General features: G+C 71.2%; 18 protein-coding genes and 1 pseudogene. 16 read left to right on the top strand and 3 right to left on the bottom strand.

The genetic code is table 11. The features are described from left to right. The first annotated feature begins 8 nt into the window (after positions 1 to 8). Positions 9 to 473 (top strand): hypothetical protein, encoded by a 465-nt coding sequence (locus EVS81_RS01240; RefSeq protein WP_205879367.1) that lies wholly within the window; start codon positions 9 to 11, stop codon positions 471 to 473. Continuing rightward, the gene (locus EVS81_RS15720; RefSeq protein ID WP_165384163.1) at positions 470 to 625 is read left to right on the top strand and encodes a hypothetical protein; all 156 of its coding nucleotides are present in this window, start codon (positions 470 to 472) and stop codon (positions 623 to 625) included. The genes EVS81_RS01240 and EVS81_RS15720 overlap by 4 nt, the downstream gene beginning before the upstream one ends. A gap of 66 nt (positions 626 to 691) precedes the next feature. Here EVS81_RS15720 and EVS81_RS01235 read toward each other — a convergent pair whose 3' ends face one another. Next, positions 692 to 1,693, bottom strand: coding sequence for an EamA family transporter (locus tag EVS81_RS01235; RefSeq protein ID WP_240739907.1), 1,002 nt, complete (start codon positions 1,691 to 1,693; stop codon positions 692 to 694). 108 nt (positions 1,694 to 1,801) lie between these two features. Between EVS81_RS01235 and EVS81_RS01230 the strand changes: the two genes are divergently transcribed. From EVS81_RS01230 to mshC, 3 genes are all read left to right on the top strand, one after another. Next, positions 1,802 to 3,139, top strand: coding sequence for a M20/M25/M40 family metallo-hydrolase (locus tag EVS81_RS01230; RefSeq protein ID WP_130108780.1), 1,338 nt, complete (start codon positions 1,802 to 1,804; stop codon positions 3,137 to 3,139). 73 nt (positions 3,140 to 3,212) lie between these two features. Continuing rightward, the gene (locus tag EVS81_RS01225; protein ID WP_130108779.1) at positions 3,213 to 4,100 is read left to right on the top strand and encodes an undecaprenyl-diphosphate phosphatase; all 888 of its coding nucleotides are present in this window, start codon (positions 3,213 to 3,215) and stop codon (positions 4,098 to 4,100) included. Then, complete coding sequence (gene mshC / locus EVS81_RS01220; RefSeq protein WP_130108778.1) at positions 4,097 to 5,356, top strand: cysteine--1-D-myo-inosityl 2-amino-2-deoxy-alpha-D-glucopyranoside ligase; 1,260 nt, start codon at positions 4,097 to 4,099, stop codon at positions 5,354 to 5,356. The genes EVS81_RS01225 and mshC overlap by 4 nt, the downstream gene beginning before the upstream one ends. Here the strand turns inward: mshC and EVS81_RS01215 are convergent. Next, on the bottom strand, positions 5,353 to 6,396 hold the full coding sequence (locus EVS81_RS01215) for a proteasome assembly chaperone family protein (RefSeq protein ID WP_205879366.1): 1,044 nt from the start codon (positions 6,394 to 6,396) through the stop codon (positions 5,353 to 5,355). The two genes, mshC and EVS81_RS01215, sit on opposite strands and share 4 nt — an antisense overlap. A 132-nt stretch (positions 6,397 to 6,528) precedes the next feature. Here EVS81_RS01215 and EVS81_RS15975 point away from each other — a divergent pair. From EVS81_RS15975 to lnt, 8 genes and pseudogenes are all read left to right on the top strand, one after another. Beyond that, positions 6,529 to 7,041, top strand: a pseudogene (locus tag EVS81_RS15975) (HAD family hydrolase); the annotation flags it as partial. A gap of 198 nt (positions 7,042 to 7,239) precedes the next feature. Beyond that, the gene (locus EVS81_RS15970) at positions 7,240 to 8,367 is read left to right on the top strand and encodes a tRNA (adenine-N1)-methyltransferase (protein ID WP_240740039.1); all 1,128 of its coding nucleotides are present in this window, start codon (positions 7,240 to 7,242) and stop codon (positions 8,365 to 8,367) included. Between the two features lie 33 nt (positions 8,368 to 8,400). After that, on the top strand, positions 8,401 to 9,324 hold the full coding sequence (locus EVS81_RS01205) for a peptidylprolyl isomerase (protein ID WP_130108776.1): 924 nt from the start codon (positions 8,401 to 8,403) through the stop codon (positions 9,322 to 9,324). An 8-nt stretch (positions 9,325 to 9,332) separates the two neighbouring features. Continuing rightward, positions 9,333 to 10,370, top strand: a complete 1,038-nt coding sequence (locus EVS81_RS01200; protein ID WP_130108775.1) for a helix-turn-helix transcriptional regulator — start codon at positions 9,333 to 9,335, stop codon at positions 10,368 to 10,370. Further along, positions 10,363 to 11,307 carry a helix-turn-helix transcriptional regulator gene (locus EVS81_RS01195; RefSeq protein WP_130108774.1) on the top strand — a complete coding sequence of 315 codons (945 nt, stop codon included), beginning with the start codon at positions 10,363 to 10,365 and terminating at the stop codon, positions 11,305 to 11,307. The genes EVS81_RS01200 and EVS81_RS01195 overlap by 8 nt, the downstream gene beginning before the upstream one ends. A 65-nt stretch (positions 11,308 to 11,372) precedes the next feature. Next, positions 11,373 to 12,194 (top strand): twin-arginine translocase subunit TatC, encoded by an 822-nt coding sequence (tatC, locus tag EVS81_RS01190; RefSeq protein WP_240739906.1) that lies wholly within the window; start codon positions 11,373 to 11,375, stop codon positions 12,192 to 12,194. Beyond that, positions 12,191 to 14,515, top strand: coding sequence for a DEAD/DEAH box helicase (locus EVS81_RS01185; protein WP_130108773.1), 2,325 nt, complete (start codon positions 12,191 to 12,193; stop codon positions 14,513 to 14,515). Before tatC ends, EVS81_RS01185 begins: the two co-directional genes overlap by 4 nt. After that, the gene (gene lnt / locus EVS81_RS01180) at positions 14,505 to 16,118 is read left to right on the top strand and encodes an apolipoprotein N-acyltransferase (protein WP_130108772.1); all 1,614 of its coding nucleotides are present in this window, start codon (positions 14,505 to 14,507) and stop codon (positions 16,116 to 16,118) included. The genes EVS81_RS01185 and lnt overlap by 11 nt, the downstream gene beginning before the upstream one ends. A gap of 4 nt (positions 16,119 to 16,122) precedes the next feature. Here lnt and EVS81_RS01175 read toward each other — a convergent pair whose 3' ends face one another. Continuing rightward, on the bottom strand, positions 16,123 to 16,479 hold the full coding sequence (locus tag EVS81_RS01175; RefSeq protein WP_130108771.1) for an RNA polymerase-binding protein RbpA: 357 nt from the start codon (positions 16,477 to 16,479) through the stop codon (positions 16,123 to 16,125). Positions 16,480 to 16,653: 174 nt separating this feature from the next. On the opposite strand from EVS81_RS01175, the gene EVS81_RS01170 reads away from it, so the two are divergent. From EVS81_RS01170 to EVS81_RS01160, 3 genes are all read left to right on the top strand, one after another. Further along, positions 16,654 to 17,415: an SDR family oxidoreductase gene (locus EVS81_RS01170; protein WP_130108770.1), complete on the top strand. Its 762-nt coding sequence runs from the start codon at positions 16,654 to 16,656 to the stop codon at positions 17,413 to 17,415. A 422-nt stretch (positions 17,416 to 17,837) separates the two neighbouring features. Beyond that, positions 17,838 to 22,457, top strand: a complete 4,620-nt coding sequence (gltB, locus tag EVS81_RS01165) for a glutamate synthase large subunit (protein WP_130108769.1) — start codon at positions 17,838 to 17,840, stop codon at positions 22,455 to 22,457. After that, the gene (locus EVS81_RS01160) at positions 22,450 to 23,904 is read left to right on the top strand and encodes a glutamate synthase subunit beta (RefSeq protein ID WP_130108768.1); all 1,455 of its coding nucleotides are present in this window, start codon (positions 22,450 to 22,452) and stop codon (positions 23,902 to 23,904) included. Before gltB ends, EVS81_RS01160 begins: the two co-directional genes overlap by 8 nt. Positions 23,905 to 23,952 lie beyond the last annotated feature (48 nt).

The raw sequence follows: 23,952 nt of genomic DNA, 5'->3' as shown, positions 1-23,952 counted from the left end.
GGGAAGCGATGAGCGCTGTGCGTGCACCGTCGACTGACGAGGAGCGGAGCGCCTCAGCGGCGTCGCCGGATGCCGCGCAGGGGAGCCCCGAGCGCCCCTCCGAGCGCCCGCCGGCCGACCGATTCATGCGGTCACTGCTGCGCGTGCGCGAGGTCGACCGCTCGGCGCGCGTGGAGCGCGAAGCGCACCGCGGGTTCCGGGTGTCGATGGCGGTGTCCGGGGTGCGCTGCCTCATCACCTACCTGCTGGTGCCGATCCTCGTGCCGATCCTCGGCTTCGCGGGCGTGTTCGCGGCGCCCGTCGGGATTCTGCTGTGCCTCGTCGCAGGAGTGAACGGCGTGGTGAGCGTGCGCCGGTTCTGGATCGGCGATCACCGGTCCCGCTGGATGTACACCTGGTTCATCGCGGTGGTGTTCGTGATCCTCGCCGTGGCGATGGCCACGGATATCTCGCGGATGGTGAGCGGACTGTGACCCGGCCCGACGGGCTCCGGGACGACCGCGCCGCGGGCGACGTCGACGAGTCGCCGCAGGACGTGCCGCCGAAGGCGTGGGTGACGCTCGTGCTCTTCGCGGCGTTCGTGATCGCGTTCGGCACGTGCGCGTCGACGTTCATGTTCGACTGAGCCCTCGACATTCTTCGAAACCGCGCCGATACGTCGAACCGGCGCGGAATATCGCCGTCGAACGGCTCAGTCCGAGAGGTTCGGCTCGGTTTCGCCGCTCCTGCTGGTCTCGCGGACCCCCGGGGCGCCACGCAGCCGCGTCCGAGCGCCCCGCAGCTCGCCGATGCGCACCGTGACGACCCCGGCCACGATCAGCGCCGCGCCGATCCACTGCGATCCCGACGGCACGAGCGCGAGCAGCAGGATCGTCCACAGGATGCCGAACAGCGGCTCGGAGTAGCCCGTGAAGCTGGCGACGGTGGCTCCGAGGCGGCGGGACGCCGACACCCCCAGCACGTAGGCCAGCACCGTCGAGATGAGCGCCATGCCCGCGACGACGGCGATCGGCGAGAGCTCGGCATCGGCGATCACCGGTGCGACCGCGGTCGCCGTGAACGGGAGCAGCCCGACGGCGCTCGCGATGACGAGCGCGACCGCCGCGACGGCCAGCCCGAGACCCACGAAGGGCAGGGGCGGGATTCCGTGGTCGCTCGCGGCTCCCGCGGCGTAGTAGGCGGCATTGCCGATCGCCGCGATGAGCGCGAACGCAATGCCGAGGGGGTGGAGCGCGGCCCCGAGCCCCACCCCGGAGACCGCGACGAGGCCGACGACGGCGATTGCGGCGCCGAGCAGCGTCACCCGCGTCGGGGCGATCCTCGTGCGCAGCCACATCCAGAGCATCAGCAGCACCGGTCCCATGAACTCGATGAGCAGGGCCAGGCTCGGCGGGATGAACTCCACGGCGAGGAAGAACGCCAGCTGGCACCCGGCGACGGCGAGGAGGCCGAAGAGCAGGATCGACCGCCAGGCGCGGCGCACGAGATCCCAGCGTCCGCGCAGGGCGATCGCGGTGGGGGCCGCCAGCACGAGCGTCGCGACGACGATGCGGGCCGTGGCCGCGGCCCCTGCGCTCCAGCCCGCCCCGATGAGCGCGCTCGCGAAGACGCCCGAGAGCGCGAAGCTCGCCGCCGAGCCGAGCGCGAGGAGAAACCCGGCGACGGGCAGGCGCGCGGCACTCACCGTGGTCACCTCCGCATGCTCGTCCCGCCGCGTGTGCGGCGGCGCCTGCTGCGAGGGTACCGCGTTTCGGCGCCGCCCGAGGCCGGCGAGCCTCCCGATCCGGCTACGCTGGGGGGCATGAGCATCGAACCCGCAGGGCGAGCGCGCCCGGAACCGATCGACACGCCGCTCTCCGAGACCGCGCGGGTGGCGCGCGACCTCATCCGCATCGATACGAGCAATCGGGGCGGGGGCGACGCCGAGCCCGAGCTCCCGGCTGCGGAGTACGTGGCCGACTACTTGCGGGCGCTCGGGCTCGACCCGCGGATCTTCGAGGCTGCTCCCGGCCGGGCGAGTGTGATCGCGCGCGTCCCCGGCGCCGACCCGGCGCTGCCGGCGCTCGTGCTGCACGGTCATCTCGACGTGGTGCCCGCCGACCCGGCGAACTGGAGCGTGGATCCCTTCGCCGGTGAGATCCGCGATGGCATGCTCTGGGGGCGCGGCGCGGTCGACATGAAGGACATGGACGCGATGATGCTCACGGCCGTGGCCGAGTTGCTGCGCGCCGGCGAACTGCCGCGTCGTGAGATCGTGCTCGCGTTCTTCGCCGACGAGGAGAACGGCGGCGTCTACGGAGCCCATCATCTCGTGGCGAACCACCCGGAGCTGTTCGCCGGAGCCGAGACCGCGATCAGCGAGGTGGGCGGCTATTCGATCGATGTGGCGGGCACCCGGGCGTACCTGATCCAGACCGGCGAGAAGGCGCTGGACTGGATCCGCCTGCGGGCCCGCGGCACCGCCGCGCACGGGTCCCGGGTCTGGCACGACAACGCCGTCACCCGCCTCGCCGAGGCGATCGCCGCGCTCGGCCGCCACGAGTGGCCCCTCGTGCTGTGCGACACGACGCGCGAGCTGCTCGACGAGGTCGCGGGGATCCTCGGCGAGAACCCCAGCGAGGTCTCCGCCGACGAGCTCGTGCTGCGCCTCGGCGCGGGCGGGGGATTCATCCAGGCCAGCCTGCGCAACACCAGCAATCCCACCGTGCTCGCCGCGGGCTACAAGCACAACGTGATCCCCGACACGGCCGAGGCCCTCGTCGACGTGCGGTCGCTTCCCGCCGAGCAGGGGGACGTGCTCGCGGAGGTGCAGCGGATCGTCGGCCCCGACATCGAGATCGAGACCGTGCACTCGGACATCGGGCTCGAGGTGCCGTTCGGCGGAGAGCTCGTCGAGGCCATGACGGCGAGCCTGCGGCGCGCGGATCCGGAGGCGCGAGTGCTGCCCTATCTGCTCTCCGGGGGCACGGACAACAAGGCGCTCTCGCTGCTCGGGATCACGGGCTACGGCTTCGTTCCGCTGCGGCTTCCGGCCGACCTGGACTTCCCCGGCATGTTCCACGGCGTCGACGAGCGGGTGCCGCTCGACGCGCTCGACTTCGGCCACCGGGTGCTCGTGGACCTGCTGCGCACGTACTGAGCTCCGCGCTGGGCTATCCTGGACGGCGGCCCGAATCAGACGCGGTGCGCGGCTGCCGCCACGAAAGGAAACGATGGGAATCTTCGAGGCGATCCTCCTCGGCATCATCCAGGGGCTCACCGAGTTCCTCCCGATCTCGTCGAGCGCCCACCTGCGCATCGCCTCCGAGCTGCTCGGCATCGGCGACGCCGGCGCCGCGTTCACCGCGATCACGCAGATCGGCACGGAGGCCGCGGTGATCGTGTTCTTCTGGCGAGACATCGTGCGCATCATCGGCGCCTGGGCGCGCTCGCTCTCGGGCCGGATCCCGCGCACCGATCCGAACGCCCTCATGGGGTGGTGGATCATCCTCGGCACGCTGCCGATCGTGGTGCTCGGCCTGCTCTTCCAGGATCAGATCGAGACCACGCTCCGCTCGCTCTGGTTCGTCGCGACCACGCTCATCGTCTTCGGCCTGCTGCTCGGCGTCGCCGACCGGGTCGGCCGGAAGACCCGTCCGCTCGAGCGGCTCACCTGGAAGCACGGCCTCGCCTACGGCTTCGCCCAGGCTCTCGCGCTGATCCCCGGCGTCTCTCGCTCGGGAGGCACGATCACCGCCGGCCTGCTGATGGGGTACACCCGCGAGGCGGCCGCCCGCTACTCGTTCCTGCTCGCGATCCCCGCGGTGCTCGGTTCTGGCTTCTACCAGCTGATCAAGGAGGTGCGCGAGCCGAGCGGCGGAGCGCCCATGTCTCTGACGATCCTCGCGTCGGCGATCGCCTTCGTCGTCGCCATCTTCGTGATCAAGTTCTTCATGAGCTACATCTCGAAGCGCAGCTTCATGCCCTTCGTGGTCTATCGGGTGCTTCTCGGCATCGTCATCATGGTGCTGCTCGGCACGGGCGTGCTCAGCGCCGAGAGCGGAATGGCGGCGGCCGACGGCGCCGTCGCGGTCGCAGCGACGAACGGAGGCGGCCTGTGAGAACCTGGACCCCGCCGAACGTTCCCCGCCTCCCGGGCGAGGGGATCGTCCCCAAGCTGTTCAACACCGCGAGCGGGCGCCTCGAGTACCCCGCGATCGCCGAGGGTCGGGCTCTGCTCTACGTCTGTGGCATCACGCCCTACGACGCCACGCACCTGGGCCACGCGTTCACCTATCTGACCTTCGACCTGATGCAGCGCGCCTGGCGCGACGCCGGGATCGAGACCGTGTACGCGCAGAACATCACCGACATCGACGACCCGCTGCTCGAGCGCGCAGCGGCCACCGGAGTCGACTGGCGCGATCTCGCCGACGAGCAGATCGGCCTCTTTCGCTCGGACATGCACCGCATGGGCATGATCCCGCCCGAGCACTACGTCGCGGTGACGGAGCAGATCGACGAGATCGCGGCGGCCGTGCGCGAGCTGATGGAGCTGGGTCTGGCGTATTCCGTGCCGACGGAGGGCGTCGAGGGCGAGGACGTCTACTTCGATACCGACGCCGCCGAGCGTGCATCGCAGTGGCGTCTCGGAGACGTGGCGCCCTACGACCGCGCACTCATGCTGCGGCTGAGCGCCGAGCGCGGCGGAGACCCCGAGCGCCCGGGGAAGCGCAACCCGCTCGACCCGCTGCTGTGGCGCGCGGCGCGCCCGGGCGAGCCCACCTGGGAATCGGTCGTCGGCGCGGGGCGCCCGGGGTGGCACATCGAGTGCTCGGTCATCGCGACCCGTGCGCTGGGCGGGGCGTTCACCGTGCAGGGCGGTGGATCCGACCTCGTCTTCCCGCACCACGAGTACACCGCGGCCCACGCGACGGCGATCTCGGGCACCCCGCTCGCCCATGCGTACTGCCACGCGGGCCTGGTGTCGTACGAAGGCCACAAGATGTCGAAGTCTCGCGGCAACCTGGTGTTCGTGTCGAAGCTGCTGAACGGCACGCACAGCGTTCCGGCGGCCGATCCCTCGGCCATCCGACTCGGGCTGCTCGCCCACCACTACCGCTCCGAGTGGGAGTGGCACGACGCGGATCTCGACATCGCCACGCGTCGCCTCGACGCCTGGCGCACCGGCGTGCGTCGTGCTGGGCAGGATCCGGCATCGGCGCACGCGGTGGTGCAGCAGCTGCGCGCCGCGCTCGCCAACGATCTCGACACGCCGGTCATGCTCGCGATCCTCGACGCGGCGCTCGATCGCGGGGTCGACGACCCCGAGCTCGTCGAATCGGCCGTGCTGGCGCTGCTGGGCGTCGAGGTCTAGGAGGATTCCGACAGGGGGTCGGTCTCCCCGTCGGAGGGCTCCTCCCCGTCTGAGGGGTCGTCCCCGACGACCGGTTCGTCCCCGCGTTCCGGTGCCTCCCCGGGGCGAGACTCGGCCACCGCGGGGTTCTGCCGATCCCGCTCGAGGAACTTCTCGAACTCCATCGCGATCGCGTCGCCGGTGGTCTCGGCGGCGAGCGCCTCGTCCCGGGACTCCTCGAGGCGGCGAATATACCGCGACATCTCCTCGTCGGCGGCGGCGATGCGGTTGATGTTCGCCTCCCACTCGTTCGCCTGCGCCAGCAGTTCGCCGCGGGGGATCACGACGTCGAGCAGCTCTTCGAGCTTGTCGAGCAGCGCGAGCGTGGCCTTGGGCGACGGGGTGCTGTGCACGTAGTGCGGCACCTGCGCCCACAGGGAGACGGGCGGGATCCCCGCCTCCGCGAGCGCGAGATCGACGACGGCGGAGATGCCGGCCGGGCCCTCGTAGCTGCTGCGCTCCGCCCCGGTCTGCGCGCGCAGTTCCGGGCTCTCCGAGGTGAGCGTGGTCACGATCGGGCGCGAGTGCGGCGCATCCGAGAACATGGCGCCGAGCAGGATGACGATATCGATCGCCCAGACGTCGACGAGCTCGACGATCTCGTCGGCGAAGTTCTGCCAGTCGCGCGCGGGTTCCACACCCGCGAGCAGGAAGAGGTCGCTGACGGGGCTGCCGTCCAGGCGGTGCACGGTCTCGACCGCCGGATCGGCGTCGGCGCTCTGATCGGTCTCGGCGACGCGGGGCTCTCCGGGGCGCTGCACCGTTCCGTAGAGCCGGGTGTCGGGCCACTCGAGCGTGCGCCGGCCCGATGCGTCCAGCACGAGCCGCGGGCGGTGCACCTGGAAATCCACGTAGCCCTCGGATCCGATGACGTGGAGCACCTCGGCGTCGAGGAGCTCGCCGAGGTGCTGCAGCACCTCCGTCGTCGCGTCGCCGGCGTCGCTCCAGCCCTGGAAGGCGGCGATGAGCACGCGGGGGTACTGTGCGGCGGGTGCGGTCACGAAGCAGCGCTCCTCGAGTCGGGACGGATCTGCACCAGGATATCGGCTGCGCGCGCGGGTGCCAGCCGGGACGGGTCCGCCGGATGCCGCGGCGCGCCGGATTCGGGGCCCGCGGTCGCTAGACTTGCTGGGATGAGCGCGATCCCCACTCCTCCCGCCCCGGCCGCCGTGCTGTGGGACATGGACGGCACCCTGATCGATTCCGAGCCGCTGTGGCTCGCGGCGGAGCACGCGATGCTCGCCCGCTACGGGATCGAGCTGAGTCCCGAGCTGAGCGAGCGCATGGTCGGCTCGGGGCTGCGGGCCGCCGCCGGCCTGTTCCAGGAGCTCGGCGTGCCGCTCGAGACCGACGAGATCATCGCGGAGTGGGCGGAGGGCGTGATCGCCGGTCTTCGCGCCTCAGAGCCGCAGTGGCGCCCGGGCGCCCTCGAGCTGCTGGTCTCGCTCGCCGAAGCGGGCATCCCGAGCGCGCTCGTGACGATGTCGGTGCGCGAGATCGCCGACGTGGTGCTCGAGATGCTTCCCGCCGGCACCTTTGCGGCGAGCGTCACGGGCGATGAGGTGGCCCATGAGAAGCCCCACCCCGAACCCTATCTGCGCGGTGCCGAGCTGCTCGGCGCCGCGATCGAGGAGTGCCTGGCCATCGAGGACTCGGCGCCGGGCGTCGGGTCGGCGCGGGCTGCGGGTGCGATCGCGATCGGGGTGCCCAATCTCGTCGACCTCTCGCAGGCCTCGGCGCACGAGCTGTGGCCGACGCTCGCCGGGGTCGACGCCGAGCGCCTCGCCTCACGCTTCGGACTGCTGCGGCGGCGACCGGAGCGCGAGCCTGCCGGTGCCGCCGGCGTGCTCGAGGGCGCGCCCGCTCCCCGCGGACCGCTCGCCTACGGAGACCGGGTGCAGCTCACGGGTCCGAAGGGCAGGCTCAACACCGTCACGCTGGTGGAGGGCGGCGAGTTCCACAGCCATCGCGGCATGATCCGTCACTCCGAGATCGTCGGTCTGCCCGATGCGTCTGTGGTCGTGAACAGCACCGGCGAGGAGTACCTCGCCCTGCGCCCGCTCCTGTCGGACTTCGTGATGTCGATGCCGCGGGGTGCCGCGATCGTCTATCCGAAGGACGCGGCGCAGATCCTCTCGCTCGCCGACATCTTCCCGGGCGCCCGGGTCGTGGAGGCCGGCGTCGGTTCCGGCGCGCTCTCCCTGCACCTGCTGCGCGGGATCGGACCCGAAGGGCGGCTGTTCTCGTTCGAGCGGCGCGAGGAGTTCGCCGACGTCGCCCGCGGAAACGTGGCGGCATTCGCCGGTCGCGCGCCGCGGAACTGGACCGTCACGGTGGGCGATCTGCAGGAGACGCTGCCGACCGCGTGCCCGGCGGGAACCATCGATCGCGTGGTGCTCGACATGCTCGCCCCGTGGGAGTGCGTCGACGTCGCCGCCGAGGCGCTCGCGCCCGGCGGGGTGCTGATCTGCTACGTCGCCACCGCGACTCAGCTCTCGCGCACCGCCGAGGAGATCCGCCGCAGCGCGGCGTTCACCCACCCGCAATCGTCGGAGACCATGGTGCGCGGGTGGCACGTCGAGGGACTCGCGGTGCGACCGGACCACCGAATGGTGGCCCACACCGGCTTCCTCATCACGGCTCGCCGCTTGGCCCCGGGAACGGTGCTGCCCGAACTCAAGCGGCGCGCGTCGAAGGGCGACTTCACCGACGAGGATCTGGCCAGCTGGCTGCCGGACCTGGGCGGCGCGGAGCCCGAGCGGGTCTGGACGCCGGAGGCGGTCGGGGAGCGCGGCAAGAGCGACAAGGTGCTGCGCAAGAAGGTGCGCGAGGCACGGCGCTTCGCCAGAGACCGCGGCGCCCTCGACGAGCACCACGCGGGCGACGACGGAGACGGCACCGACAACGGCACCGACAACAGGGCCGGCGCCGCGCGTCAGGAGCATCCTCCCCAGACTGATTCGATAGGATAGCGAGGTTCACACAGGCTTCTGCGAGAGGTGCATATGCTTCGTCGACTGGTTCCCGCAACCGCAGCGGTTGCGCTGCTCCTGGCCGGTGCGACCGGCTGCAGCGCGCAGCGGATGGCCGCCGATTGCGAGCCTCAGCTCGAGCCCGGCGCGCTCAGCGATGCCGTCGCGGTGACGACCGCATTCGGCGAGGCCCCCCGGATCTCCGCCCCGGTGGGCGCCGAGATCCTCGTCTCGCAGCGCACGGTCGTCGAGTCGGCCGAGCAGCGCTCGGGGGCCGCCGATGAGGGGACCCTCGTCGGGGTGAACATGGCGTTCTTCGATGCGGGCAGCGGCCAGCAGCTCTACCAGAGCCCCGGCTTCGCCGACGCGGCGCAGTCTCCGGAGCTGCTGCTCGTCTCGGCCGATGCGCCGAACCCGCTGAGCGAGGCCGTGCGCTGCACGGTGCCCGGCGAGCGGGTGGTACTCGCGCTGTCTCCCGAGGAGAGCGCGCAGTTCGCGATGCAGCTCGGCGGCGCGGGAGCGGCTCCGATCGTCGGTGTGATCGACACCGTATCGACGAGCCCGCTCGCGGCGAGCGGACCGGTGCGCGGTCTTCCGTCCGGCTACCCCGCGGTCGTCACGAACGACGAGGGCCGCCCCGGCGTGGTGCTGCCGCCGCGCCCGGCGCCGGCGGGCACCCAATCCGCCGTGCGCATCGCGGGGGCCGGTGACGAGGTGGCGCCCGACGACAACGTCATCGCGCAGGTGCTCAGTGTGGGCTGGGACGGCGAGGAGCGCACGAACACCTGGGAATCCGGACTCATGGCGCTCGGCACCGAGGAGCAGATCGCGCAGTCCGGTCACGCCTTCCGCGCCGAGCTCACCGGAAAGACCGTCGGATCGCAGGTGGTGATCATCGATCACGAGCAGGGCGAGCAGGCGCAGGTGGTGGTCGTCGACATCGTCGGCGTCAACTGAGGGCAGCCGTGGCCGGCCGAGTGCCCGGCGAGCAGCGCATCTTCAGTCTGGTGCTCGCCCTGGTCGTGAGCCCCGAGGGCCTCACGAAGCGCGAGCTGCTGTCGTCGGTGTACGGCTACGCCGAGCGCTACCGCGCCGAGGGGCCGGGCGCCGCACTCGACCGGCAGTTCGAGCGCGACAAGGAGCAGCTGCGCGATCTCGGCATCCAGATCGAAACGCGCGATTCGCCGCTCGAGCCGGGCAACAATCAGCTCACCCGCTACCGCATCGCGAAGGAGCTGTTCGCGTTCCCGGCGGATCTGCGCTTCGACGAGCGTGAACTGATGCTGCTCAGGCTCGCCGCGCTCGCGTGGCGAGAGGGAAGTCTGAGCGCCGAGTCGCGCCGGGCGGCGATGCGACTCGAAGCGCTCGGGGCAGGCCTCGACGTGAGGCAGCTCGGAGTCGCTCCGAGCCTCGGTTCGGCCGAGCCGGCGGCCGCGCCCCTGCAGCGCGCGATCGACGAGGACCGGGTGGTGAGCTTCGGCTACACGCTGCCGGGCCGCGACGCGCCCCTCGCGCGCCGGGTGGCCCCGTTGCGACTCCACCGCGTCGAAGGACGGTGGCACCTCATCGCGCACGATCTGGATCGGAACGCCGACCGGGTGTTCCTGCTCGCGCGGATCTCCACACCGGTGCAGGTCTCGACCGCGCGCTTCGACGCGGCGCTGCACGGGCGCGCCGACGGGATCGTCGAGGATCTCCTGCGTCTACCGGAGCGGCACCAGGCCGTGCTCCGCGTGCGCAGGGCCTCCGTGGCCGAGGCCCGTCTCGCGCCTCGCTCGGCGCCGCTCGGCGCGGGGGCCGACGGGGCAGCGGGAAGGCGCGACGGCGAGGAGCAGGTCGAGCTGCGCGTCGGGGTGCTCGACCGCCACATGCTCGCCGCCGAACTGATCGGCTACGGCGCCGATGTCGCGGTGCTGGCCCCAGAAGACCTGCGCGAACTCGTGGTCTTCGGGCTGCGGCGGATCGCGGCGCAGCATGCAGAGGGGGCGGTCTCCGATGCATAAGCACGTCATCGCTCCGGATCGGGTGCTGCTGCTGCTCTCGCTGGTGCCGTATCTGCGCGAGCACGGACCGACACCCGTGCCGATGCTCGCGGAGGCGTTCGACGTGCCCGCCGATCTGCTGCGCTCGCTCGTGCGATTCCTCGGAACCGCCGGCGTGCCGGGGGAGACCATGAGCTATCAGCACGAGGACCTCTTCGACATCGACTGGGACGCGCTGGAACGGGATGACGTCGTCAGCCTTACCCGGACCGTCGCGGTGGACGAGACGCCGCGCTTCGCCCAGACGGAGACGGCCGCACTCATCGCGGGTCTGCAGGCGCTCACCCCGGTGCTGCCCCCTGACGATGCACGGCTCGCGCGTCGCACCGCGGCGAAGCTGAGCCGCGCGCTCGGCGGGCCGGATCGGCGTCCGGTCACGGTCACCGCGGATCCGGAGGACGCCAGGATCCCGGAGGTCGTGGCCGCGATCACCGCCGCGCGGGTGCTGGCGTTCGCGTACCGCGACGTCTCCGGCGCCGAGACGTCGCGGCGTGTGGAACCGCTGACGCTCACCCAAGAATCGGGTGAGTGGTATCTGCGCGCCTACTGCCTGGATCGGCGGGCGGAGCGCACTTTCAGGGTCGATCAGATGCGCGAACTCCGCATGCTGCCGGAGTCGGTCGCGCCGAGAGCCGCCGTGGCTGAGGACCGTGCCGCCATGACCGAGATCGTGGCCAGGGTGTCGCAGCGCGCACTCTCGCGGATCGCGTCGTTCTCGCCGCAGCCGATCGGCGCCGTCGGCGACGATGTCCGGGTGCGGATCGAGGCGTGGCATCCGGGCGCCGCGGTGCGCCTCGTGCAGCGCGCGCCCGGCGAGATCGTGATCGAGCACCCGGAGGACGCGAGAGCCGCCGTGCGCGCCTGGGCGGAACGCGCGAGAGCCGCATACGACGACTAGGTTGCGGCATCGCCGCCGACGTGCGGGTCGCGGTCGTGCAGCATCGGCTGGGATACACTGAACGAATGGCGAAGCAGGCGCGCAAACAGCGCAAGTCCGAGGGGCGGATGAGCCTTGGCGAGCACCTCATCGAGTTCCGCAATCGCCTGTTCATCTCAGCGATCGCCATCGCAATCGGGCTCGTCGCGGGCTGGTTCCTCTCGGACTGGGTCTGGGACATGCTGCGGCAGCCGATCTACGACATCGCCGAGCAGCAGGGACGCACCGCGCAGATCAACTACGACGACATCACCGGCGCGTTCGACCTCAAGATCCAGATCTCACTGTTCATCGGGGTGATCCTGGCCTGCCCGGTCTGGCTCTATCAGATCTGGGCGTTCCTGGCGCCGGGCCTCACCAAGCGCGAGAAGCTGTACGGCTTCGGGTTCCTGGGGCTCGCCGTCCCGCTCTTCCTCGGCGGCGCCTACGCGGGGTGGCTCGTGATCCCCAACATCGTGACGCTCCTCACGAGCTTCGCGCCGGAGGAGGACGCGGCGTTCATCGGTGCACGACGCTATCTCGATTTCACGATCAAGCTGCTGCTCGCGGTGGGCGTCGGATTCGTGCTGCCGCTGTTCCTCGTGATGCTCAACTTCATGGGGGTGCTGCGGGGCGCATCGATCCTCAAGAGCTGGCGCGTCGCACTGCTGTGCATCATCCTCTTCGCCGGGATCGCGACCCCTGCGGCCGACCTCATGAGCATGTTCATGCTCGCCGCGCCGATCGTGGTGCTCTACTTCGGGGCCGCGGGGATCGCGATCCTGCACGATCGACGAGCCGACAAGCGCCGCTCCGCGGAACTCGCCGAGTACGGGATCGATGACGACCCGTCGAAGGTCGCCGAATGACGGCTGAGACCGCCCTCTCGCACTTCGCGCAGCGCATCGGGTACCCCCTCGACGCCTTCCAGCGCACCGCCTGCGAGCGGCTCGAGGACGGGCGCAGCGTGCTGGTGGCGGCGCCCACCGGATCCGGCAAGACGACGGTCGCGGAGTTCGCTGTGTACCTCGCGCGCAGGGAGCGCGACGCGCGCATCTTCTACACCGCACCCATCAAGGCGCTGTCGAACCAGAAGTTCCACGAGCTGTGCGCTGAGTACGGTGAGCAGGAGGTCGGCCTGCTGACGGGCGACGTCAACCTGCGGGGCGACGCCCCGATCGTCGTGATGACGACCGAGGTGCTGCGCAACATGATCTACGCCGACGGGACCGAAGACGGGGCCGGCGCCCGTTCGCCGCTCGACGGGCTCGCGTTCGTGGTGCTCGACGAGGTGCACTACCTGGGCGACCGCTTCCGCGGTGCGGTGTGGGAGGAGATCATCCTGCACCTGCCGCAGAGTGTGCGCCTCGTGGCGCTCTCGGCCACGGTGTCGAACGCCGAGGAATTCGGCGACTGGATGCACGCCGTGCGCGGCGACACCGACGTCATCCTCTCCGAGCACCGGCCGGTGCCCCTGTACCAGCACGTGCTCACCTCGCAGGCGTTGCTCCCGCTCTACGTCGGGCGCGACGGCGAAGCCGTGACCGCGCGTGCGGGCCGCATCAACCCCGAGCTGCGCATGCTCGAGGGCGGGCGCGCATCCGGCGGGCGGGCGCGGGGCGAAGGGCCTCGGGGAGGCCGGGAGTCGTCGGGCTATCGGGATCGCGGGCGTGACCGCGCGCGCGGTCGCGCACCGGTGCGACGCGCCCGTCGTGTGTCGCGCGCCGACATCGTGCGCGCGCTCGACGAGACCCGCCTGCTGCCGGCCATCGTCTTCGTGTTCAGCCGCAACGGGTGCGACCAGGCCGTGCGGCAGTGCCTCTTCGAGGGGGTCTCGCTCACGAGCCGGGATGAGCGCGAGGAGATCCGGCGCATCGCGAACGCCGAAGTGCGCGACATGAGCGACGAGGAGCGGCGCGTGCTCGGGGTGCGGGAGTGGCTCGCCGGGCTGGAGCGCGGGGTGGCTGCGCATCACGCCGGGCTGCTGCCGACCTTCAAGACGGTCGTCGAGCAGCTCTTCCAGCGTCGGCTCGTCAAACTCGTGTTCGCCACCGAGACCCTGGCGCTCGGCATCAACATGCCCGCCCGCGCCGTGGTGATCGAGCGGCTCGACAAGTTCAACGGCGAGCAGCGGGTGCCGCTCACCTCGGGGGAGTACACCCAGTTGACCGGCCGGGCCGGCAGGCGCGGGATCGACACCGAGGGCCACGCGGTCGTCGTGTGGAGCGACGGCGTCGATCTCGAGGCGCTGGCGCATCTCGCCGGCGCGCGGTCGTTCCCGGTCAGATCCAGCTTCCGCCCCACGCCCAACATGGCGGTCAACCTGCTGCAGCGCATGGACGAGGCGCGCGTGCGCGACACGCTGGAGCTCTCGTTCGCCCAGTTCCAGGCCGACCGCGCGGTGGTCGATCAGGCGCGGGAGCTGCGCGCCGAGCAGAGCTCGCTGGAAGGCTACGACGCCGCGGCGGCCCGCTCGCAGGGCGCGGATCGCAGGCGCTGGCAGGACCGGGCGCGCAAGCTGCGCCGCCGGATCGAGCGCGGGAGGCGGCAGATCGCTTCCCGGACGGGAACGATCGCGCGCACCTTCGACCGGGTGGTGTCGCTGCTGCTCGAGCTCGGCTACCTCGAGCGCAACGGCGGCGAGCCCGAGGTGACGGCATGGGGCGAGCTGCTGCGGCGCATCTACGGCGAACGCGATCTGCTCGTCGCCGAGTGCCTGCGCCACGATGTGCTGCGCGGGCTCGACGCCGCCGGCCTCGCGGCCATGTGCTGCGTGCTGAGCTACGAGCCGCGACGCGACGACGAGGGAGAGCCCCGGCTGCCGGGCGGAGCGGCGTTCGTCGCCGCACACGATCGTGTGCTCGAGACGTGGGCGCGTCTCGACGACCTGTTCGAACGCGCCCGTCTTCCGCAGAGCGACATGCCGCACGCGGGCCTCGCAGCGACCATGCACGCCTGGGCGTCGGGTCGACCCATCGAGGAGGTGCTCGAGCGCTCGGGCATCGGCGCCGGCGACTTCGTGCGCTGGTCGAAGCAGACCATCGACCTGCTCGACCAGATCGCTCAGGCGTGCGAGACCGCCGTGGTCGCGGGGCTCGAAGAGGACCGCCTGGGTGAGCTCGCCCGGGTGTCCCGCGAGGCGAAGCGCCGCGTGCGTCGCGGGATCGTCGAGGCCTCCAGTGGGCAGTGACGTCGCAGCCGCGCGGCCGGGTACGGTGGCGCGGCTGCCCTGGTGGGCCGCGCTCGCGTGCGCGGCCGCGGGCGGGCTGCTGCTCGACACCGCGAGCCCCGTGCTCGCGTGGTGGTGGGCCGCCCTGCCGGGCGCCGCTCTGATCATCGCGGGCGTGTGGCAGCAGCGATGGCGCACGGGCCTCGCCGTCGGCGCAGTGGCGGGAGCCGCCTTCTGGGGTCCGCACATCTCCTGGCTCACCCTCTACCTCGGCCCGATCCCGTGGCTCGCCCTCTGCGCCGTGATGACGCTGTGGTTCGCGCTGTTCGGTCTCGCCGCCGCGGTGACGACGCGCGGTCTCGCCCATCTCGCGGCGGAGGCGCCGCGAGCGCGTCGAGCGCTCCCGTTCGTCCAGGCCCTGGCGGTCGCCGGGCTCTGGGCGGTGCGCGAGGGCGTGCAGGGCGCGTGGCCCTACGGCGGCTTCCCCTGGGGTCGGCTCGTGCACACGCAGTCCGACGGCCCGCTGCAGGAGGCCGTCTCCTGGCTCGGCTTCAGCGGATTCTCGGGGCTCCTGGCTCTGGCCTGCGCGCTGCCGATCGCGGTGGCGGGCGCCCTCCGCCCGCGACGTCGGCTGATCGTCGGGGCCGTCGCATCGTCGGCGGCGCTGGTCCTGCTGCTCGCTCTGATCCCGCCGGCGCCGCTGGAGCGGGCGGGCACGCTGCGCATCGCCGCCATCCAGGGCAACTCGAAATCGGGGATCTTCGACGATCGCGAATCCGGCTCGGTCATCGACGACCACATCGCGGCGACGTCGCAGCTGCTCGATCGCCTCGAGGCCGAGGGCGAGGCCGTGGACCTCATCGTCTGGCCGGAGAACAGCGCGGAGTTCGACCTGCCGGGCAGCCCGCTCAACGGCTATCGGGTCGCGCGGCTGGCAGAGCGTGCCGGAGCCCCCGTGGTGGTGGGCTCGGTGCTTCCGAACGACGATGGCAGCTACACCAACAGCTCACTCGTGTGGGGCGAGGCGGGCGAGATGCCGGGCCGATACGACAAGCGCTACCCCGTGCCGTTCGCCGAGTACATGCCGAATCGCGACTTCTTCCACGCACTGGTGCCCGATCTGGTCGATCTCGTGCAGCTCGAGTACACGGCGGGCACCCGGCCCGCGGCGTACGACATCGACACCACGGGGGGAGCGGTGCGCGCCGGAATCGCGATCTGCTTCGACATCATCTTCGACTCGCAGGCCGTGGCGATGATGGGGGACGGTGCAGAGCTGATCCTCGCGCAGACGAACAACGCCGACTTCGGGCGCACCGATGAGAGCGCGCAGCAGCTGGCGATCGCGCGACTGCGCGCGATCGAGACGGGGCGGAGCCTCGTGAACATCTCGACGGTCGGCACGAGCGCCGTCGTCGCGCCCGACGGCTCGGATCTCGACCGGCTGGTGCCGCACACCGCCGGGGCGATGGTCGCGGAGGTGCCCCGCACGCTGGGTGAGACCCCGGCGCTGCGATTCGGTGCGACGATCGCGGCCGGGTGGATGGTGATCGGGGGCCTCGGCCTCGCACTCGGCGCCGTCGGGGCGCTCCGAGCGCGGCGCGCGGCGCGCAACGGGGACTGACCGCTCACGCACCGCCGCGGCGAGCGCGGAGGAGCTGCAGCCGCTCCTCGAGCAGCTCCTCGAGCTCCTCCCGTGTGCGACGCTCGATGAGCATGTCCCAGGGCGTGCGCTGCGACGACTCCTTCTCCTCGAACTCGGCGCGCGCGGCTCGGCCCGCCTCGTCGTCGAGGAAGCCGAGTTCACCGCTCTTCTGATCCACCCACTCCGCCGGGGGCTCCGCGTCGGCGTCGAAGAGTACGGAGAAGCGCAGGCCGCGATCGGTGAGGTATTCCACGGTCCGTCTGGGCGAGAGCTCGACACCCTCCTCGCCCTGCAGACTCGTCGCGCCGATGCGCGTTCCGCGAAGCGTACGGTCGGCCATGGTGAGAACCTCCTCGCCTGTCGGGTGAATCTCCGGCGCCACCGGTTCCAGAGGCGCCCTCGCCACGCTTTGCAGCGTACCCGCTCGACCGGGCTTCCCGATACCCCATACCGGGTTTTGCCCCGGCGCTCGACTACTCTGGAGGCACGTGATCGAGACGAATGAGGAGCATTTGTGACACAGATTCTTGAACCCGGCAGCCTCGCCGGCCGCCGCGCGCTCGTGACGGGATCCTCCCGAGGTATCGGCGCGGATACGGTGCGGTACTTCGCCGAGGCGGGAGCCGACGTGGTCGTCAACTTCCGCAACAAGGCTCCCCGCGCCGAGAAGCTCGCGGCCCAGCTCGGCGGACTGGGCGTGCGCGCGATCGTGCAGGGCGCAGATCTCACCGATCCCGACTCGGTCGCGGGCATGATGGAGGCCGTGCGACGGGAGTTCGGCGGTCTCGACATCCTCGTGCTCAACGCCTCGGGGGGCATGGAGAGCGGCATGGGGGAGGACTACGCCCTGCGGCTCAATCGCGACGCGCAGCTCTCGGTGCTCGACGCCGCTCTGCCGCTCATGGGCGAGGGGTCGCGAGTGGTCTTCGTCACGAGCCACCAGGCGCACTTCATCCGCTCGACGCCGACGATGCCCGAGTACGAGCCGGTCGCGCGTTCGAAGCGGGCGGGCGAGGACGCGCTTCGCGAGCGGGTCCCCGAGCTGCAGGAGCGGGGGATCGGCTTCACCGTGGTGTCGGGCGACATGATCGAGGGCACGGTCACCGCGACCCTGCTGAACCGGCTCAATCCTGGTGCGATCGAGGAGCGCCGCGAGCAGGCCGGGAAGCTCTACAACGTGTCGGAGTTCGCGGCCGAGGTCGCGCGCGCCGCGGTCGACCCGGTGCCCGAGGATCACACCCGATTGGTGGGCGACACCGCGAGCTTCGGCGGATAGCCCGGACCGGCGATCCGCGCTCACGGAGGACGAATTCTGAGCTCGTGTCCTCCTGGGAGTGGATCGCCTGATCGAGCGGCGCGCGTCCGATAGTTGAACGGCCTCCGGGCGGCGTTCCGACTATCGGACGTTCGTGTTTTCGGGCTCGATTTCACCCGGGCGACGCCCGTGTTTCGATCGTGTTACGGGGCTTCGTCGTGTGCGGCGAAAATCGTGCGTTTCCGCATGATGTTCGGTGAAAATGCGCGGGTTTCCGAATCTGTTGTAGAAACTACGATTTCGAATTAGTTTCACCGAAGAAACGAGTGGTAAATTTGGGGTTCCAGCCACCGTGTCGTGCGGTCGCGTCGTGATACGCAGCGCGGCCGTCGAGCGTGGTACCGCCCGGGCCGTCGACGCCCCGCAGATCAGAGAGGACGTCGATGAACGTACGCCCAGGGAGCCCGAGCACGCAGACCCCGAAGCCCGCGACCGGGTCCTTCCCCGCTCGGGTCGGCCTCTACGACCCCGCGGATGAGCGCGACGCCTGCGGCCTCGCCTCGGTCGTGTCGCTCACGGGTGCGGTGAGCCACGACATCGTCGCGCTCGCCCTCGAAGCGCTCGAGAACCTGGAGCATCGCGGCGCCATCGGCTCCGACGCGGGCACGGGCGACGGGGCGGGGATCCTCACCGACCTGCCCGACGCCTTCATCAGGGGCGCCCTGGACGCGTTCGATCCCGCGCTCCGGCTGCCGGACGCGGGTGGATACGCGGCGGGCCTCGCGTTCCTGCCGCGCGCGTCCACGGAGCGCAGGGCCGTGCGGTACCGAGTTTCTGCGATCGCCGCCGAGGAAGGGCTCAGCGCCCTGGCGTGGCGCCCCGTCGCGGTGCGGCCCGACGTGCTCGGGGAGAGCGCGCGCGAGGCGAGCCCCGTCATCGAGCAGCTCATCCTCGTGCCCGCCGCCGGGGAGGTGCTCGACACCGACCAGCTCGAGCGCCGGGCGTACCGCACGCGCAAGCGCGTGCAGCACGAGACCGGCTGCTACCTGCCCTCCCTCAGCGCGCGCACCATCGTTTACAAGGGCATGGTCACCACGCTGCAGCTGCCCGCGTTCTACCCCGAGCTCTCCGACGAACGATTCGCGAGCCGCTTCGCGATCGTGCACTCCCGCTACTCCACGAACACCTTCCCGTCGTGGCACCTCGCGCAGCCGCTGCGCATGGTCGCCCACAACGGCGAGATCAACACCGTGCGCGGCAACCGCAACTGGATGCGGGCGCGGGAGCAGCAGCTCTCCTCCGAGCTGCTCGGCGACGTGCGGCCGCTGCTGCCGATCTGCTCGGACGGGGGCAGTGATTCCGCGAGCTTCGACGAGGTGCTCGAACTGCTCGTGATGGCGGGGCGCTCGCTGCCCCACGCCCTCGCCATGATGGTGCCCGAGGCCTGGGAGTCCGAGGCCGGGCTGCACCCGGAACTCGTGAGCTTCCTCGAGTACCACTCCCTGGTGATGGAGCCGTGGGACGGTCCGGCAGCCATGATCGCGACCGACGGCGAGCAGCTCGTGGCGACGCTCGATCGCAACGGCCTGCGCCCCGGACGATTCCTCGTGACGGACGACGGCGTGCTGGTGATCGCCAGCGAGACCGGGGTGCTCGACATCGCTCCCGAGCGCGTGACCCGCCGTGGCCGACTGCAGCCCGGGCGCATGCTCGCCGTCGATCTCGCGAGCGGGGCCATGCGCGACGACGAGACCGTGAAGGCGGAGCTCGCCGGGCTCGCGCCGTGGGGCGAGTGGGTCGACGAGGGGCTGATCCGGCTCTCGGAGCAGCCCGAGCGCGAGCATCTCGTGCACCCGCCGGCGTCCATCACCCGCCGGCAGCGCACCTTCGGATACACCGAGGAAGAGCTGCGCCTGCTGCTCACGCCGATGGCCCGCGACGGGATCGAGCCGATCGCGGCGATGGGCACGGACACGCCGATCGCCGCGCTCTCGACCCGGCCGCGCCTGGTCTACGACTACTTCGTCCAGCAGTTCGCGCAAGTCACCAACCCGCCGCTCGATGCGCTCCGAGAAGAGCTCGTGACGAGCCTGGTCACCAGCATCGGCCCGCAGGAGAACCTGCTCACCCAGTCGGTGGACCACGCGCGGCAGGTGATCCTCGACTTCCCGGTGATCGACAACGACGCGCTCGCCCGCATCCAGCACTTCGGCGACGACCCGGAGCGTGAGCGCGCCGTGACGATTCGCGGCCTGTACCCGGTCGACTACGACGCGAAGGGCCTGGCCGATCGCCTCGAGGCCATGTGCCTCGAGGCGAGCGCCGCCATCGACGCGGGAGCGGAGTTCATCATCCTCTCCGACCGCGATTCGAACAAGGATCTGGCCCCGGTGCCGTCGCTGCTCGCGATCTCCGCGGTGCACCACCACCTCATCCGCGAGGGGCAGCGCATGCGGGTCGCGCTCATCGCGGAGGCCGGCGACGTGCGCGAGGTGCACCACGTCGCCGCGCTCATCGGCTACGGTGCGGCGGCGGTGAACCCGTATCTCGCCATGGAATCGGTGGGTCTGCTCGTGCGGAACGGTTCGATCCCGGACATCACCGAGGATGAGGCGGTGACCCGTCTCATCAAGGCGCTCGGCAAGGGCATGCTCAAGGTGATGAGCAAGATGGGGATCTCGACCGTCGCGTCGTACTGCGGCGCGCAGACGTTCGAGGCCATCGGCCTGTCCCAGGGCGTGGTCGACCGCTTCTTCACGGGAACGGCATCGAAGCTCGGCGGCGTCGGCCTCGACGTGATCGCGAGCGAGGTGGCCGCCCGCCATCGCGCCGCGTACCCCGACGATCCGGCGGTGCTCGCGCACAAGTACCTCGAGACGGGAGGGGAGTACCGGTGGCGCCGCGGCGAGGAGCCCCACCTCTTCGACCCCGAGACCATCTTCAAGCTCCAGCACGCCACTCGCACCGGGCGCCGCGAGGTCTTCGCCGAGTACACCCGGCGCGTCAACGAGCAGCAGGAGCGCCTGATGACGCTCCGCGGGCTCTTCGCCTTCGCCCCGCAGCGCCCGCCCGTGCCGCTCGGCGAGGTCGAACCGGTCAGCGAGATCGTGAAGCGCTTCGCCACGGGGGCGATGAGCTACGGCTCCATTTCGCCGGAGGCGCACCAGACCCTCGCGATCGCGATGAACCGACTCGGCGGCAGGTCCAATACGGGCGAGGGCGGCGAGAGCGAGGAGCGGCTGCTGGATCCGGAGCGGCGCAGCGCGATCAAGCAGGTCGCCTCGGGTCGCTTCGGGGTGACGTCCATGTACCTGACGCACGCCGATGAGATCCAGATCAAGCTCGCCCAGGGCGCGAAGCCCGGCGAGGGCGGGCAGCTCCCGCCGCAGAAGATGTATCCCTGGATCGCGCGGACCCGGCACGCTACACCCGGCGTCGGCCTCATCTCACCGCCTCCGCACCACGACATCTACTCGATCGAGGATCTCAAGCAGCTCATCTTCGACCTCAAGCGGGCGAATCCCGCGGCGAGGATCTCCACGAAGCTCGTGGCGCAGTCGGGCATCGGTCCGGTCGCCGCGGGCGTGGCGAAGGCGCTCTCCGACGTGATCCTCGTCTCCGGGCACGACGGGGGCACGGGCGCCAGCCCCATGAACTCGCTCAAGCACGCGGGATCGCCGTGGGAGCTCGGTCTCGCCGAGGCCCAGCAGACGCTCATGCTCAACGGCCTGCGCGAGCGAGTGGTGCTGCAGGCCGACGGTCAGCTGAAGACCGGGCGCGACGTCGTCGTCGCGGCGCTGCTCGGCGCCGAGGAATTCGGATTCGCGACGGCGCCGCTCGTGGTCTCCGGCTGCATCATGATGCGGGTCTGCCATCTCGACACCTGCCCGGTGGGCGTCGCCACGCAGAATCCCGAGCTGCGGGAGCGCTTCACAGGCCAGGCGGAGCACATCGTCAACTTCTTCCGCTTCATCGCTGAGGAGGTGCGCGAGATCCTCGCCTCGCTCGGCTACCGATCGCTCGCCGAGGCGGTCGGCGACACCGCGGCCCTCGACGTGGACGGAGCGATCCGGCACTGGAAGGCCGAGGGGCTCGACCTCACGCCGATCCTGCGGGGCCCGCAGTTCTCCGCGGATGCCCCGCGCAGGCACGGCGCCGAGCAGGATCACGGCCTCGAGCAGCACTTCGACACGCGGCTCATCCCCATGGCCGCCGATGCGCTCGAGCGCCGCGAACCGGTGATCGTCCACCTGCCCATCCGCAACATCGACCGCGCCGTGGGCACCATGCTCGGCCACGAGGTCACGAAGCGCCACGGCTCCGGCGGCCTGGCGCCCGAGACGATCGACGTAACGCTCACGGGTTCGGCCGGGCAGTCCCTCGGGGCGTTCCTGCCGGCCGGAATCGCGCTGCGACTCATCGGCGACGCGAACGACTACGTCGGGAAGGGGCTCTCGGGAGGCGAGATCGCCATCCGGCCGCACCCCGATGCCGGGCATCCCGCGTTCGGCAACGTGATCGCCGGCAACACCATCGGCTACGGGGCGACGAGTGGCCACCTGTGGATCGCGGGCACGGTGGGAGAGCGCTTCCTCGTCAGGGGGTCGGGTGCCACCGCCGTGGTCGAGGGCACGGGAGATCACGCGCTCGAGTACTTCACCGGCGGCTTCGCGCTGATCATCGGCCCCACGGGGCGCAACATCGGTGCCGGCATGTCGGGCGGCGAGGCGGTGATCCTCGATCTGGATCCCGCCGACGTCAACTCGGCGGAGCTCGGATCCGGAGCGCTCATGCTGCACCCCGTGTCCGCCGAGGAGCAGGGGCTCCGCGAGCAGATCGTGACGCTGCTGCGCCGGCATCGGGAGCAGACCGCGTCCGAGATCGCCGGCGAGCTGCTGGCCGAGTTCGACGCCGACCCCGAGCGCCTGTTCCGGCGCTTCACCCGACTGATCCCGCGCGGCTACTCGAGGGTGCTCGAGATCCGAGTGCGCGCGAACGAGCAGGGCATCGACCCCGACGGCGAGCGGGTCTGGTCCGAGATCCTGGAGGCGACCCATGGCTGATCCCCGCGGATTCCTGAAGGTGCGCGAGCGCGAGCTCGCCCCGAAGCGTCCCGTCGCGCTGCGACTCAAAGACTGGCGAGAGGTCGTCGATCCCGCCGATCCGAAGCTCGTCGCACGTCAGGCGTCGCGCTGCATGGACTGCGGCGTCGCCTTCTGCCACCAGGGCTGCCCGCTCGGAAACCTGATTCCGGAGTGGAACGACCTGATGCACCGCGGTCGCGGCCGGGAGGCGATCGAGCGCCTGCACGAGACGAACAACTTCCCCGAGTTCACGGGGCGCGCCTGCCCGGCGCCCTGCGAATCGGCGTGCGTGCTCGGCATCAACCAGCCGGCCGTCACGATCAAGCAGATCGAGAACAGCATCATCGACCAGGCGTTCGCGCAGGGCTGGGTGCAGCCGCAGCCGCCGTCGCGCCTCACGGGCAAGACGGTCGCCGTGGTCGGATCCGGTCCGGCCGGCCTCGCGGCCGCCCAGCAGCTCACGCGCGCCGGCCACACGGTGGCGGTGTACGAGCGCGACGAGGAGCCCGGGGGGCTGCTGCGCTTCGGGATCCCCGACTTCAAGCTGGAGAAGGAGCTCGTGGCGCGGCGCGTCGAGCAGCTCAAGCAGGAGGGCACCCGCTTTCGCTGCGGCATCGAGGTCGGTCGGGACATGGCCTGGAGCGAGCTGCGCCGCCGCTTCGACGCCGTCGTGGTGGCCACCGGTGCGACCGTGCCGCGGGAACTGCCGATTCCGGGCCGCGATCTTCCGGGCGTGCATTTCGCTATGGAGTACCTCACGGCGTCGAACCGCAGCCGGGCGACCGATCGCAGCGTCGCGGGGCCCATCGACGCCCGGGGCAAGCACGTGGTGGTGATCGGCGGCGGCGATACGGGCGCCGACTGCATCGGCACGGCGCACCGCCAGGGCGCCCGCTCGGTGACCAACCTGGCGATCGGCCGCAAGCCGTCGTCGAGCCGCAGCGATGCGCAGCCGTGGCCCGTGCACCCCACGCTGTTCGAGGTGTCGAGCTCGCACGAGGAGGGCGGGGAGCGCCGCTACCTGGCGTCGACCGTCGAGTTCGTGAGCGACGCCGACGGCGCGGTGCGGGCGCTCCGGGTCGCCGAGACCGGCTTCACGGAGGAGGGGCGCGTGCCGATCCCCGGCACCGAGCGCCTCATCGATGCCGATCTCGTGCTCATCGCCATGGGGTTCACGGGCCCCGAGGCGGTCGAGGACGCGACGATCGCGCTGCCGCGCGACGCTCGGGGCGCGTTCGAGCGGCAGCGGGACTACGCGACGGACCTCCCCGGGGTGTTCGTGGCCGGCGACGCCGGTCGCGGCCAGTCCCTGATCGTGTGGGCCATCGCCGAGGGGCGCGCCGCCGCGGCGTCGGTGGACCGGTACCTGACCGGGGAGACGGTGCTGCCGAGCCCCGTCACCGCGTTCGATCGCGCATTCGCCTAGGGCGGAGCTCCCGACGGCGACGGAATACCGCGTGCCCGCGTGCGGTTG

The organism is Leucobacter triazinivorans, from assembly GCF_004208635.1.
In the GTDB taxonomy this organism is placed as follows: domain Bacteria; phylum Actinomycetota; class Actinomycetes; order Actinomycetales; family Microbacteriaceae; genus Leucobacter; species Leucobacter triazinivorans.
Note: the sequence above shows the minus strand (reverse complement) of the source record. Positions and strands in the feature narration are given on the sequence as shown.

What these genes read in the sequence shown, in the direction of transcription:
- EVS81_RS01240 (WP_205879367.1), top strand. Translation starts at nt 9, where the DNA reads ATGAGCGCTGTGCGTGCACCGTCGACTGACGAGGAGCGGAGCGCCTCA.
- EVS81_RS01230 (WP_130108780.1), top strand. Translation starts at nt 1,802, where the DNA reads ATGAGCATCGAACCCGCAGGGCGAGCGCGCCCGGAACCGATCGACACG.
- EVS81_RS01225 (WP_130108779.1), top strand. Translation starts at nt 3,213, where the DNA reads ATGGGAATCTTCGAGGCGATCCTCCTCGGCATCATCCAGGGGCTCACC.
- EVS81_RS01160 (WP_130108768.1), top strand. Translation starts at nt 22,450, where the DNA reads ATGGCTGATCCCCGCGGATTCCTGAAGGTGCGCGAGCGCGAGCTCGCC.
- EVS81_RS01195 (WP_130108774.1), top strand. Translation starts at nt 10,363, where the DNA reads ATGCATAAGCACGTCATCGCTCCGGATCGGGTGCTGCTGCTGCTCTCG.
- EVS81_RS01175 (WP_130108771.1), bottom strand. Translation starts at nt 16,479, where the DNA reads ATGGCCGACCGTACGCTTCGCGGAACGCGCATCGGCGCGACGAGTCTG.
- EVS81_RS01205 (WP_130108776.1), top strand. Translation starts at nt 8,401, where the DNA reads ATGCTTCGTCGACTGGTTCCCGCAACCGCAGCGGTTGCGCTGCTCCTG.
- gltB (WP_130108769.1), top strand. Translation starts at nt 17,838, where the DNA reads ATGAACGTACGCCCAGGGAGCCCGAGCACGCAGACCCCGAAGCCCGCG.
- EVS81_RS01185 (WP_130108773.1), top strand. Translation starts at nt 12,191, where the DNA reads ATGACGGCTGAGACCGCCCTCTCGCACTTCGCGCAGCGCATCGGGTAC.
- tatC (WP_240739906.1), top strand. Translation starts at nt 11,373, where the DNA reads ATGGCGAAGCAGGCGCGCAAACAGCGCAAGTCCGAGGGGCGGATGAGC.